Origin of the sequence: Nonomuraea sp. NPDC050783, assembly GCF_040802095.1 — a bacterium.
GTDB lineage: Bacteria > Actinomycetota > Actinomycetes > Streptosporangiales > Streptosporangiaceae > Nonomuraea.
Genome location: NZ_JBFAHK010000021.1, coordinates 1 through 12,547, shown reverse-complemented (window position 1 = coordinate 12,547; position 12,547 = coordinate 1). Strand labels below are relative to the sequence as shown.

The 12,547-nt window shown below is 72.5% G+C and carries 14 protein-coding genes; 12 read left to right on the top strand and 2 right to left on the bottom strand.

Annotation, left to right across the window (positions count from 1 at the left end; genetic code table 11):
- Positions 1–48: 48 nt before the first annotated feature.
- The gene (rplA, locus tag AB0H75_RS38905; protein ID WP_367804832.1) at positions 49–768 is read left to right on the top strand and encodes a 50S ribosomal protein L1; all 720 of its coding nucleotides are present in this window, start codon (positions 49–51) and stop codon (positions 766–768) included.
- A 67-nt stretch (positions 769–835) separates the two neighbouring features.
- Here rplA and AB0H75_RS38900 read toward each other — a convergent pair whose 3' ends face one another.
- Positions 836–1,789, bottom strand: coding sequence for a helix-turn-helix transcriptional regulator (locus AB0H75_RS38900; protein WP_367804830.1), 954 nt, complete (start codon positions 1,787–1,789; stop codon positions 836–838).
- Positions 1,790–1,852: 63 nt separating this feature from the next.
- Between AB0H75_RS38900 and AB0H75_RS38895 the strand changes: the two genes are divergently transcribed.
- The 7 genes from AB0H75_RS38895 (at position 1,853) to AB0H75_RS38865 (ending at position 8,692) form a co-directional block, all read left to right on the top strand.
- Positions 1,853–2,998, top strand: a complete 1,146-nt coding sequence (locus AB0H75_RS38895; protein ID WP_367804828.1) for an epoxide hydrolase family protein — start codon at positions 1,853–1,855, stop codon at positions 2,996–2,998.
- Between the two features lie 27 nt (positions 2,999–3,025).
- On the top strand, positions 3,026–3,868 hold the full coding sequence (locus tag AB0H75_RS38890) for a helix-turn-helix domain-containing protein (protein ID WP_367804826.1): 843 nt from the start codon (positions 3,026–3,028) through the stop codon (positions 3,866–3,868).
- A 137-nt stretch (positions 3,869–4,005) separates the two neighbouring features.
- Positions 4,006–4,431 carry a VOC family protein gene (locus AB0H75_RS38885; protein WP_367804824.1) on the top strand — a complete coding sequence of 142 codons (426 nt, stop codon included), beginning with the start codon at positions 4,006–4,008 and terminating at the stop codon, positions 4,429–4,431.
- A gap of 97 nt (positions 4,432–4,528) precedes the next feature.
- Positions 4,529–5,350, top strand: coding sequence for an LppX_LprAFG lipoprotein (locus AB0H75_RS38880; protein WP_367804822.1), 822 nt, complete (start codon positions 4,529–4,531; stop codon positions 5,348–5,350).
- Positions 5,351–5,600: 250 nt separating this feature from the next.
- Entirely contained in the window at positions 5,601–6,125 is a 525-nt protein-coding gene (gene rplJ, locus AB0H75_RS38875) for a 50S ribosomal protein L10 (RefSeq protein ID WP_367804820.1), read from the top strand.
- A gap of 72 nt (positions 6,126–6,197) precedes the next feature.
- On the top strand, positions 6,198–6,593 hold the full coding sequence (gene rplL / locus AB0H75_RS38870; protein ID WP_367804818.1) for a 50S ribosomal protein L7/L12: 396 nt from the start codon (positions 6,198–6,200) through the stop codon (positions 6,591–6,593).
- Positions 6,594–6,742: 149 nt separating this feature from the next.
- The gene (locus tag AB0H75_RS38865; protein ID WP_367804816.1) at positions 6,743–8,692 is read left to right on the top strand and encodes a glycosyltransferase family 39 protein; all 1,950 of its coding nucleotides are present in this window, start codon (positions 6,743–6,745) and stop codon (positions 8,690–8,692) included.
- A 4-nt stretch (positions 8,693–8,696) separates the two neighbouring features.
- On the opposite strand, the gene AB0H75_RS38860 is transcribed toward AB0H75_RS38865, so the two are convergent.
- Complete coding sequence (locus AB0H75_RS38860) at positions 8,697–9,095, bottom strand: nuclear transport factor 2 family protein (RefSeq protein ID WP_367804814.1); 399 nt, start codon at positions 9,093–9,095, stop codon at positions 8,697–8,699.
- A gap of 89 nt (positions 9,096–9,184) precedes the next feature.
- On the opposite strand from AB0H75_RS38860, the gene AB0H75_RS38855 reads away from it, so the two are divergent.
- The 4 genes from AB0H75_RS38855 (at position 9,185) to AB0H75_RS38840 (ending at position 12,001) form a co-directional block, all read left to right on the top strand.
- Complete coding sequence (locus tag AB0H75_RS38855; RefSeq protein WP_367804812.1) at positions 9,185–9,751, top strand: TetR family transcriptional regulator; 567 nt, start codon at positions 9,185–9,187, stop codon at positions 9,749–9,751.
- Positions 9,752–9,815: 64 nt separating this feature from the next.
- A complete protein-coding gene (locus tag AB0H75_RS38850) occupies positions 9,816–10,817 on the top strand; it encodes an ABC transporter ATP-binding protein (protein WP_367804810.1) in 1,002 nt (333 codons plus the stop codon).
- A gap of 189 nt (positions 10,818–11,006) precedes the next feature.
- Positions 11,007–11,507, top strand: coding sequence for a hypothetical protein (locus AB0H75_RS38845; protein WP_367804808.1), 501 nt, complete (start codon positions 11,007–11,009; stop codon positions 11,505–11,507).
- Positions 11,504–12,001, top strand: a complete 498-nt coding sequence (locus AB0H75_RS38840; protein ID WP_367804806.1) for a hypothetical protein — start codon at positions 11,504–11,506, stop codon at positions 11,999–12,001. Before AB0H75_RS38845 ends, AB0H75_RS38840 begins: the two co-directional genes overlap by 4 nt.
- The last annotated feature ends 546 nt before the right edge of the window (positions 12,002–12,547 follow it).

Below are 12,547 nucleotides of genomic sequence, written 5' to 3'. Positions count from 1 at the left end.
GTGGGAGGGCCGGAGAACGCCGGCCCGAATACCACTAGGAGTAACGACATGAAGCGCAGCAAAGCGCACAAGGACGCGGCGGCCAAGGTCGACCGCGACAAGCTCTACTCGCCGGTCGAGGCCGCCAAGCTCGCCAAGGAGACGTCGACCACCAAGTTCGACGCCACCGTCGAGGTCGCGCTGCGGCTGGGCGTCGACCCCCGCAAGGCCGACCAGATCGTGCGCGGCACGGTCAACCTTCCGCACGGCACCGGCAAGACCGCCCGGGTCCTGGTCTTCGCGACCGGTGACCGTGCCGAGTCGGCCCGCGAGGCGGGCGCCGACATCGTCGGCGCCGACGAGCTGATCGACGAGATCTCCAAGGGCAACCGGCTCAACGAGTTCGACGCCGTGGTGGCCACGCCCGACATGATGGGCAAGGTCGGCCGCCTGGGCCGCGTCCTCGGCCCGCGCGGTCTCATGCCCAACCCGAAGACCGGCACCGTGACGCCCGACGTCGCCAAGGCCGTCTCCGACATCAAGGGCGGCAAGATCGAGTTCCGCACCGACCGGCAGGCCAACCTGCACTTCATCATCGGCAAGACGTCGTTCGGCGAGCGCCAGCTCCTGGAGAACTACGCCGCCGCCCTGGACGAGGTGCTGCGTCTCAAGCCGTCGGCGGCCAAGGGCCGCTACCTGAAGAAGGTCACCTTCTCCACGACGATGGGCCCGGGCGTCCCGGTCGACCCCAACGTCACCCGCGGCATCACGGCCGACCTGGCCGAGTAGGTCCTTCCGAGGAGCCCCGCCCGTCTTCCCGGGCGGGGCTTCTTCGTCTTCCGGGCCCTGACGGCCCTCACGGCGGGGCCGCGCCGGTCAGGCGGGCGGCCAGGGCGCGGACGCGCCCGACCAGCTCGGGCGGCTCGTGCACCACGAAGTCGATGTCCATGAGCGCGACCCAGACGGCCAGCTCGTCCAGGTGGTTGGCGCCGCTGGACAGCGCGCAGGACCGCTCGTCGATGGGCTCGATCGTGCCCGCCGTGGCCGGCATGAGCCCGGCGACCACCTCCGCCGGGGCGTGCACCGTGAAGCGCGCCTGGTAGCGGTAGGGCGAGCTGGAGATCGACCGGGACACGTAGGCCGCCGCGTCGTCCTCGGGCGGCTCGCGGGGGGCGAACCGCGGCCCGTTCGGCGTGCGCAGGCTCAGGCGATCGATGCGGTAGGTGCGCCAGGCGGCCCGGCCGGTGTCCCAGCCCAGCAGGTACCAGTGCCGCCCGGAGTGCACGAGCCGGTAGGGCTCGGCGGCGCGGACGCTGTCCTGCCCGTCGTGCGCGCGGTAGTCGAAGCGCAGGGTCTCGCGGTCGCGGCAGGCGGCGGCGATCGCGGCCAGGGCCGCCGGGTCCACCACCGAGCCCGCCCGCCCCATCGGCACGGTCATCGAGCGCAGCGCGTGCACGCGGTGCCGCAGCCGGGACGGCAGCACCCGCTCCAGCTTGGCCAGCGCCCGCAGCGAGGTCTCCTCGATCCCCGACACCGAGCCGCCCGCGGCCGTCCGCAGCCCCACCGCGACCGCCACGGCCTCGTCGTCGTCCAGCAGCAGCGGCGGCACCTGGGTGCCCGGGCCGAGCCGGTAGCCGGGCGTGCCCGCGACGGCGTGCACCGGGTAGCCCAGCTCGCGCAGCCGCCCGACGTCGCGGCGGACGGTCCGCGTGGACACGCCGAGCCGCTCCGCCAGCTCCGTGCCCGGCCAGTCGCGGTGGGTCTGGAGCAACGACAGCAGTCTGAGCAGGCGGGCCGAGGTCTCCAACATGTTCTTCAGAATGCCGCACGGCTAGGACCGGAGCTGTCCTAGCTCGTCCCTAGCGTGCTCCTCATGACGTCCACCACGGAGATCCGTCCGTTCCGCATCGACATCCCGCAGGCCGCCCTCGACGACCTGCACGACCGGCTGGAGCGCACCCTCTGGCCCGACGAGCTGCCCGGGGTGGGCTGGTCGTACGGCATCCCGGTCTGGTACGCGCGGCGGCTGGCCGAGTACTGGCGCACCACCTACGACTGGCGGGCCCACGAGGCGGCGCTCAACGCGTACCCGCAGTTCACCACCGAGATCGACGGCCAGAACATCCATCTCCTGCACGTGCGTTCCCCCGAGCCGGACGCGTTGCCGCTGGTCCTCACCCACGGCTGGCCCGGCTCGATCGCCGAGTTCATGAAGGTCATCGGCCCGCTGTCCGATCCCCGCGCCCACGGCGGCGACCCCGCCGACGCCTTCCACCTCGTCATCCCGTCCCTGCCCGGCTTCGGGTTCTCCGGCCCCACCCGCGAGACCGGCTGGGACCTGCGCCGGATCGCCCGCGCGTGGGCCGAGCTGATGAGCCGCCTCGGCTACGAGCGTTACGGCGCCCAGGGCGGCGACAGCGGCTCGGTCGTCTCCCCGGAGCTGGGCCGCGTCGCCCCCGGCCAGGTGGTCGGCGTGCACGTCAACGGCGCGCTCGGCTTCCCGTCCTTCGACCCGGACGAGGCGGCGGGCCTCAGCGAGAGCGAGCGGGCCCGGCTGCGGCTCTACACCGACGACGACCGCTCCGGCTACGCGGTCATCCAGGCCACCCGGCCGCAGACCGTCGCCTTCGGCCTGCACGACTCTCCCGCCGCCCAGCTCGCCTGGATCGCGGAGAAGTTCAAGGAGTGGACCGACCCCGCGCACGAGCTGCCCGAGGACGCGGTCGATCTGGACCAGCTCCTCACCGACGTGACGATCTACTGGCTGACCCGCACCGCCGCCTCCTCCGCCCGGCTCTACAAGGAGGGCTCGGCGCAGTGGGGGGCGCCGGTGGAGCGCTCGGAGGTGCCGCACGGGGTCGCGGTCTTCCCCGGCGACCCCGGGGTCCGCCGGATCGCCGAGCGCGAGCACAACGTCGTCCACTGGTCGGAGTTCGACAGGGGCGGCCACTTCGCCGCGATGGAGGCCCCCGATCTGCTGGTCGACGACGTCCGGGCGTTCTTCCGCAAGCTCCGCTGACCCCGGCGGGCACCGTAGGGTGGCAGGGTGCCCGACGCCCGGCCGCCTCACGCCCGGCTGCCCGCCGCTCTGGCGCCGTTCGTGGTGACGCTGGCCGGTTACGAGCTGGGCGGCGGCGCGGCCGGCGTGCACCGCGGGCTGCCCTCGTCCACGGTGTCGATCACGATCCCCGAGGCCGACTCACTGGAGATCGGCTGGATCGGCGGCCCCGGCCCGCGCGAGCGGCTGCGGGCGGTCGTGGCCGGGCTCCACCTGGGCGCGGCCGAGCTGCGGCAGCAGAGGTCCACGTGCGGCGTGTGGCTGACGCTCAGCCCCTCGGGCGCCCGCGCGCTGCTGGGGCTGCCCGCCTCGGCGCTGGCCGGGAGCGTCGCCGATCTCGCCGAGGCCGTCCCGGCGCTGGCGGACCTGCCGGAGCGCCTGGCGGCCCGCCGGTCCTGGCCCGAGCGCCGCGCCCTCGTCGAGCGCGCGCTGCTCGCCGGCCTGGCCCGGCACGGCGAGCGCGCCGCCCGCCACGACCTGCGGGCCACGCTCGCGGCCCTGTCCGGGACCGCCCGGGTGCAGGAGGCCGCCCGGCGGCTGGGCTGCTCGCGGCGGCACCTGAGCGGTACGGTCCGCGGCGAGCTCGGGGTGACGCCGAAGGAATACCAGCGGCTGGTGCGCTTCGAGCGCGCCCGGGGCCGGCTCGTGGCCGCCGCCCGCGAAGGGGTCGGCCTGGCGGCGGTGGCGGCCGCGTCGGGCTTCGCCGACCAGGCGCACCTCACCCGGGAGTGGCGGGCGATGGCCGGATGCACGCCCACCGAGTGGCTGCGCGCCGAGGGACCGGCACCGCACGCCCGTCCGGCCGGCGAACGGCCCCCGGGAGGCGAGTGACGGCCGTCAGGGCGATCCCCCCGGGATCGGGGTGATGGCCGGCAGGGCGAGTCCCGGGATCGGGGTGACGGTCGGTGGGGCGGTTTCGTTCCCAAATGTGCAAGACCCCGACGCCGGCCCGGCCCCACGATGGGCGCATGACGCAGGACATCCGCCTTCTTCCCCGTCTCATCGTGCCCGACCCGGACCGCGCGTCGGAGTTCTACCAGGCCGCCCTCGGCGCCGAGCAGGTCTTCCGCGCGTCGCTGAACGACGACGGGCGCCCCAGCGTCGTCGATCACCGCCTCGGCGGCTCGTTCTTCCGGCTCTCGCCGGCCGTGCCGTCGTGGGGCTGGCTCGCGCCGGACGAGACCGGCGGCCCCGGGGTGCTCATCGAGATCGAGGTCGACGATCCGGACGCGACCGGCGAGCGCATGATCGCCCACGGCGCCGAGCTGGTCGTGCCGATCGAGAACCGGCCCTACGGCAAGCGCTCGGGCCGCGTCCGCGACCCGTTCGGCCATCTGTGGATCATCACCGGCGAGGTACGGGAGGACCGCCGGCGAAGGACTCTGCGGATGTGAAGGAAGCGTGCAGGGACTGTGGGGGATAACCCTGGGTTTTCCCTTAATTATGCGGGGAAGCCGCTATCACCCGGGTCCGCAAACGTAGGGTCAAGACATGCTGAAGCGCACGATAAGTCTCGCCGCGGCCGGAGCCGCGCTCGTCGTGGCCGCGGTTGCCGGTTGTGGCACGAACGCCCAACCCATCCAGGTCAATCTGGCGGCCTCAGAGGTGCTGGCGCAGGCGGCGCAGAAGACCGCCGAGGTCAACAGCTACACCGTAGACGCCGTGCTCAACGCCACGCACACCCAGGAGGGTGACGGCCGGGCGCAGGGCCGCATGCTCTATCAGAGCAAGCCCGAGCTGGCCGTGGACCTCACCCTGGACACCGTGGACATGGGCGGCCGCGGCCTGCCGGGCGGCGCCCGCGCCGTGCTGCAGGGCGACACCGTCTACGTCAAGGTCGAGGCGCTGAACAAGATGCTGGGCGCCACCAAGCCGTGGATCAAGGTCTCGCTGGACCAGGTGGGCGACCGCACGCAGGTCGACCAGTACCTGGCCCAGATCCAGCAGTTCGACCTGGCCAGCGTCACCAAGCTCGTCACCGCCTCCAAGGACGTGAAGTCGGCCGGCAACGAGACCGTCAACGGCGACGACACCACCCACTACGCCGGCACCTTCCCGGTGGACGCGGCCGTGCAGCTGCTGCCCGCCGACGAGCAGGCGTCGGCGCGGACGAACCTGTCCGAGCTGAAGAACGTCAAGTTCGACATCTGGGTGGCCTCCGACGAGCTGCCGCGCAAGCTCACGCTGAAGGGTCAGGAGCAGGGCGCCACGCTCGACGCGACGCTGTTCTTCAAGGACTTCAACAAGCCCGTGACCATTCAGGCCCCGCCCGCCGACCAGGTCGGCGAGCTGCCCAAGGGCACGACCAACTAGGAGCATCCCGAGAACGATTTGGAAACTCGGCGGCCAGGACGTACTCTGGTCGTTGCCGAAGACCGCCGGTCGTCGTCAGGTGCTCACATCCTGACGACCGAAGGATCCACGTCACGTGGACGGCCCGCGCAGGTGTGATGCGAGTTTCCCCGCATGGCCGTCCATGCGCGTGAGCCCCGTGTGCGCCCTGCGCCCGGGGCCGTTCTCGTTTCCGAGGGCCTTCGCCGGCGGCACATCTGGAAGGAGGCCCATGGCGAGGGCGGATAAGGCGAGCGGTGTCGCCGAGCTCAAGAGCGAGTTCGAGGGCAGCACTGCCGCCGTTCTGACCGAGTACCGCGGTCTCACCGTCGCGCAGCTCAAGGACCTGCGCAAGTCTCTCGGTGAGAATGCGAAGTTCGCCGTGGCGAAGAACACCCTGACCAAGATCGCCGCCAACCAGGCCGGCGTGACGGGTCTCGACGACCTGCTGGTCGGCCCCACCGCCGTCGCCTTCGTCAAGGGCGACGTCGTCGAGGCGGCCAAGGGTCTGCGTGACTTCGCCAAGGCCAATCCCCTTCTGGTGATCAAGGGCGGCGTGCTCGAGGGCAAGACGCTCGACGCCACCGAGATCACCAAGCTCGCCGACCTCGAGTCCCGCGAGGTCCTCCTCGCGAAGCTTGCCGGTGCGATCAAGGCGAAGCAGAGCGCCGCTGCCGCGATGTTCGCCGCGCTGCCCACGCAGATGGCTCAGCTGGCCGACGCCCTCCGCGCGAAGCGCGAAGAGGCGGGCGAGTAACACGGGGGTTGCCGCACCCACCGCGGTCCCGTTCCTAGTTTTCAGCAAGTCCTAAACGTAAGGAAACGCATCATGGCGAAGCTCAGCAACGACGAGCTCATCGACGCTTTCAAGGAGATGACCCTCCTTGAGCTCTCCGAGTTCGTGAAGCAGTTCGAGGAGATCTTCGACGTCAAGGCCGCCGCCCCCGTCGCGGTCGCCGCCGCCCCCGCCGCCGGTGGTGCCGGCGCCGAGGCCCCGGCCGCCGAGGAGCAGGACGAGTTCGACGTCATCCTCGAGGCCGCCGGCGACAAGAAGATCCAGGTCATCAAGGAGATCCGCGCCCTCACGTCCCTGGGCCTCAAGGAGGCCAAGGACCTGGTGGACGGCGCTCCGAAGCCGGTCTTCGACGGCAAGGTCAACAAGGAGCAGGCGGAGAAGGCCAAGGCCGCCCTTGAGGGCGCCGGCGCCACCGTCACCGTCAAGTAAGACGGTCTGGCTCCACAGAGCTCTGTAAAAGGGGCGGAGGACATCCTGGTGCCGGGTGTCCGCCGCCCCTTTTCGCGTGCCCGGGGCGTTCAGGAGATTCTCATCCTCGTCTCAGGGCGGACCCAATCCCCGTGCCTAGCGTGCGGGGCGTGAAAGACAAGTCTCGCTGGGCGCTCGCCGTCCTGCTCGCGGGCGCGGGCGTGCTCTACGTGTGGGGCCTCGGCGCCTCGGGCTGGGCCAACCCGTACTACTCGGCCGCCGTGCAGGCGGGCAGCCAGAGCTGGAAGGCGTTCTTCTTCGGCTCCTCCGACGCGGCGAACGCGATCACCGTGGACAAGACGCCCGCGTCGTTGTGGCCGATGGTGCTCAGCGTGCGGCTGTTCGGGCTGAACGCGTGGGCCATCCTCGTGCCGCAGGCGCTGATGGGGGTCGCGACGGTGGCCCTGGTGTACGCCGGCGCGCGCCGGCTGCTCACGCCGTGGGCCGGGCTGCTGGCCGGGGCCGTCATGGCGCTGACGCCGGTGGCGGTGCTGATGTTCCGCTTCAATAACCCCGACGCGCTGCTGGTGCTGCTGCTGACCGCGGCCGGGTACTGCGTGGTGCGGGCCCAGGAGCGCGGCGCCACCCGGTGGCTGGTGCTGGCGGGGGCGGCGCTCGGGCTCGCGTTCCTGGCGAAGATGTTGCAGGCGTTCCTCGTGCTGCCGGGGTTCGCGCTGGTGTACCTGGTGACCGCGCCGGTGGCGCTCCGGCGGCGGGTGGGGCAGCTCCTGCTCGCCGGGGCCGCGATGGTGGCCGCGGCCGGGTGGTGGCTGCTGGCGGTGGCGCTGGTGCCCGCCTCGGAGCGGCCGTACATCGGCGGGTCGCAGGGCAACAGCGTGCTGGAGCTGGCGCTCGGCTACAACGGCCTCGGCCGGCTCAACGGCGGCGACTACGGCGGGCTGGGCAACCTCGACCAGCAGGCCGGCTGGCTGCGCATGTTCGACACCGAGGCGGGCGGGCAGATCTCGTGGCTGCTGCCGGCGGCGCTGGCGCTGCTCGCCGCGGCGACCTGGCACACCCGGCGGGCGGCGCGGACCGACGCGGTGCGGGCCGCGTTCTGGGTGTGGGGGAGCTGGCTGGTGGTCACGGGGCTGGTGTTCAGCCTCATGCGGGGGATCTTCCACGCGTACTACACGGTGGCGCTGGCTCCGGCGATCGCGGTGCTGGTGGGCATGGGCGCCGTGCTGCTGTGGCGGCGGGGGGCGCGCCGGGTGCTCGCGGTGGTGGTGGCGGGGACGGCCGTGTGGTCGTACGTGCTGCTGTCGCGCGGCACCGGCTGGACCGCCTGGCTCGGCATCGCCGTGCTGGTGGCGGGGCTGGGGGCCGCGACGGCGATGACGCTGACCCGCCGCGCGCTCGCGGTGGTCGCCGTCGCGGCGGTGGTGTGCCTGGCGGGGCCGGCCGCGTACGCGGTGGAGACCGCCGCCACCCCGCACACCGGGGCGATCCCGACGGCCGGGCCGTCCACCGGGGGCGGGTTCGGCCGTCCCGGGGGAGGCGGCGGGTTCCGGCCCGGCGGCGGGGGTTTCCAGCCGCCGGGCGGCAACGCGCAGCCGCCCGGCGGCGGATGGCCCGCCCGGCAGGGCGGCCCCCGCGACGGTGGGGGACGCGACGGTGGGGGACGCGACGGTGGGGGACGCGACGGTTTCGGGCGGGGCGGGGGCGCGGGCGGCCTGCTGGGCGCCGCGACGCCCAGCGCCGAGCTGACGGCGCTGCTGAGGAGCGGCGCCTCGGGCCACACCTGGGTGGCGGCCACCGTCGGCTCCAACAACGCGGCCGGCTACCAGCTCGCCACCGGCCTGCCCGTGATGGCGGTAGGCGGCTTCAACGGCACCGACCCCGCGCCGACGCTGGAGCAGTTCCAGCGCTACGTCGCCGGCAAGAGGATCCACTACTTCCTCGGCACCGGGATGGGCGGCTTCGGCGGCCGCGCCACGGGCAACGGGGGCGGCTCGGGCGGCAGTGACGACGCGGCGCGGATCGCCGCCTGGGTGCAGGAGACGTTCACGGCCACCACCGTCGGCGGCGTCACCGTCTTCGACCTCACCGGGAGCGGCTGAGACCTCAGGCGCCCGCGGCGGCGGCGCGGACCTCGGCGACGGCGCCGGTGTCCATGTAGTCCCTGGTGTGGACGATCTCGCCGTTCCTGATCCGGAGCACCAGCAGGCCGGGGACCGCGATCGAGCGCTCCCCGGCCCGCACGCGCGTGACCTGCTCCACGATCACCACCTCCGGGTCCCGCGTGTGGTGCAGCGCCACCCGCCGCACCTCCTCGGCCTGGAACGGCGAGGCCCCCCACATGGCCCGGTAGCCGGCCCGCACCGCCTCCCGCCCGGCGAGCGGCGCGAGCCCGCCGAACGGGAACTCGTGCCGCCCGTCCTCCGCGTAGAGCCCGGCCAGCTCGTCGGGTGACTTGTGCAGCATCGCGGCGTGGTAGCCGGTGACGATCTCCTCGACGGACATGGATCATCTCACCTTTCGCTCAACGTTCGTTGACTCAACGAGCGTAGAGTGAAAAGGGGAGGACGGTCAACGCGTGTAGAGTCGGCCGGGTGAGCGATCGTCTGCCTCCCCGGGCCGAGCGGCGGCGCAGGACCGAGGAGCGCATCCTCGGCGCGGCCCGCGCGCTCTTCGCCGAGCTGGGCTTCGAGCGCACCACCATCAGAGCGGTCGCCCGCGCCGCCGAGGTCGATCCCGCCCTGGTCATGCAGTACTTCGGCAGCAAGCAGGAGCTGTTCAGGCTCGCCGCCCGCGTCGCCCCGCCCCCGGCGGCCGGCCTGGACGCCGACGAGCTGGTCGGCCACCTCCTCGGCACCCTGGACACCAAGATCGGCGCGCTGTCCCAGGGCTCGCTGGCCATGATGCGCTCGATGCTCACCCACCCCGAGGCCGCCGCCGCGGCCCGTGAGGTGCTGGGCCGGCAGATCGACAGCCTGGCCGCCTCGATCCCCGGCGACGACGCCCGCCTGCGGGCCGCGCTGATGACCGTGGTCATGCTGGGCGTCACGGTCGGGCACCAGCTGCTGGAGCTGGAGGAGCTGCGTACGGCCCCGCAGGAGGAGATCGCGCGGCTGCTCCGGCCGAGCCTGCGCGCGCTTACTGGACAAGAGGTCTCATAGCCGCTTCCCAAGCCGCCCGGGCCCCGTTACGGTGAGGCCATCGTTCGCGACTGGGAGGTGGCCGGTGGGCGTCGAGGTCGTCGTGGAAGGGCTCACCAAGTCGTTCGGCCGCCAGGTGATCTGGGAGGACGTCTCCCTCACGCTGCCGGCCGGGCAGATCTCCGTGCTGCTGGGCCCGTCCGGCACCGGCAAGTCGGTCTTCCTCAAGACGCTGGTCGGCCTGCTGCGCCCCGACCGCGGCCACATCTGGATCGACGGCCACGACCTGGCCAACTGCTCCGAGAGCAAGCTCTACGAGCTGCGCCGTCTGTTCGGCGTGCTCTTCCAGGACGGCGCGCTGTTCGGCTCGCTCAACCTCTACGACAACATCGCCTTCCCGCTGCGCGAGCACACCAGGAAGAGCGAGGCCCAGATCCGCGACGTCGTCATGGCGAAGATCGAGCTGGTCGGCCTGGTCGGGGCCGAGACCAAGCTGCCGGGCGAGATCTCGGGCGGCATGCGCAAGCGGGCCGGGCTGGCCAGGGCGCTGGTGCTGGACCCGGAGATCATCCTGTTCGACGAGCCGGACTCCGGCCTCGACCCGGTGCGCACGGCGCTGCTCAACCAGCTCATCGTGGACCTCAACACCGAGGTCGAGGCCACGTTCCTGATCGTGACGCACGACATCAACACCGCCCGCACGGTCCCCGACAGCATCGGCATGCTCTTCCGGCGCGAGCTGGTGATGTTCGGGCCGCGCGAGATGCTGCTGTCCAGCGACGAGCCGGTGGTGCGGCAGTTCCTCAACGCCCGCAGGCACGGCCCCATCGGCATGTCGGAGGAGAAGGACCTGTCCGAGCTGGAGGCCGAGGCCCAGCTGGGGCACGACCCCGGCCTGCTGCCGCCGATCCCGCCGCAGCTCATGCCGACCGGCGGCCGGATCCGCCGCACCCAGCAGCCGCCCGGCGCGTGGCTGGCGGCCAACGGCGTGATCCCGCCGCAGGGCTCGTTCGTGGACGAGCGGGGCCGCAACTGGCTGGAGGAGTACCCGCGTCTGGTCAACGCCCGGCTGCACGGCGTCCAGTAGTTCCCGGGTCCGGCTTTCCCGGTCCGGCCGGCGGTCTCGTGCCCTCAGCGGCCTTCTCAGGGCCGTCTGGGGGGCATTTTACGGCGATCCTCAGCCTTGTCCCGGTTTCTACATCGGCTCGGTCGTTCCGGGGACCCGGGCGGCGGGCGCCGCGTTATGATCCGGCGACCGAGGAGGGGGTGAGCGGACGTGGCGGTACTGGCGGCCCGGCCGGCCCGCATCGTGATCGTGGTGCTCGGCGCGATGCTGGCGGCGCTCGTGGCCACGGGCGCCTGGATCGCCGCCGAGGCGCGCGAGGAGCAGGGCAGGGCGGGCGACAGGGAGGCCGTGCTGGCGGCGGCCGGCGCGCACGCGCGGAACCTCGTCTCCCTGGACTACCGCACCGTCGAGGCCGATCTGCGGCGCATCCTCGACACCAGCACCGGCGCGGCCAGGGCCGAGTACGTCGCCGCCGCCGCCCGGCTGAAGTCCACCACCGTCCGCGACAAAGTCGTCCAGACCGGCGTGCTGCGCGCCACCGGCCTGGTCTCGCTGACCGGCACCAAGGCCAGGGCGCTGGCCGTGGCCGACGTGGAGATCCACTGGGACGGCTCGGGCAGCCCGTCCCAGGAGCGGTACTACCGCTGGTCGATGGAGCTGGACAAGGTCGGCGGCGTCTGGCTGGTGTCGAAGGCGGTGCAGGTGGTGTGAGGACGTTCGTGATCGGGCTGCTGGGCGTGCTGGTGGCCGTGGCGGCGGTGCTGGTGCCGACCATGTGGTTCAACCTGCGCGACCTGCGGGAGGCCGACGCGGCGGGGAGCGCGGCCATGGCCGCCGCCCGGCGGGCCGCGCCCGAGCTGCTCTCCTACGACTACCGCACGGTGGAGAAGGACCTGGCGCGGGCCGGCTCCCACACCACCGGCGAGCTGACCCGCTACTACAAGGAGCTGAGCACGAGCCTGGCGGCGCGGGCCAGGGCCGAGAAGATCGTCCAGACCGCCTCGGTGGCGGGGGCGGCGGTCGAGCGGGCCAGGCCCGACAGGGTGGAGATTCTGCTCTTCGTGAACACTGGTACGGTCAAGGAGGTCCCCGGCAAGAGCGGGCCGCAGCAGCAGGTGGCGCAGAGCCGGGCCAGGCTCGTGATGGTCCGCGAGGGCGATCGCTGGCTGGCCGCCGATCTGTCCACGCTCCTCGGGGCCGCCTGAGGCGCGAGCGGTCGGCCGGGCCGTGAGAGGCCGGACCGATCGGAGCCGGGCAGGGCCCGTGACCTGGCCTGGAGCTCCCGGGCGCGGCGCTTCGTTCAATTGTTACCAAAAATCTGGTTTAGCGAAGCCGCCGACAGGGGTAACCCTGTCACAGCTACACCGGTTGTCGGCATGGGTTCGGCCCCCGGTGTGACGGAGCGTTAACCGCCCCCGTTCGCGGGTATCGTCTTGGGCCGTGGCGGAGGCGCTCGGTCACGCAGGGGAGAAAACCCAGCGTCCGGGCCCCGAAGCGGCGAAAAGTCGGGCTCACGGGCTTGACGTTTCCGTCCGGACGGGCGATGCTGCGACCAACGTGGAGCATGCAGCGAGAGCGAAGTGGACAGGCGTGTGCCGATCGGCTACACTGCCCCTTTGCGCTGCCCTTTGACGACCCGCGATGCTTGCTCACGTTGCGAGGTTGTCTGGCGTGCGTGTAGTCAGTCCGCCGCGAGCCCTCGGAAGGACATCTGTTGGCAGCCTCGCGCAACGCCTCCGCCGTACCCGCTG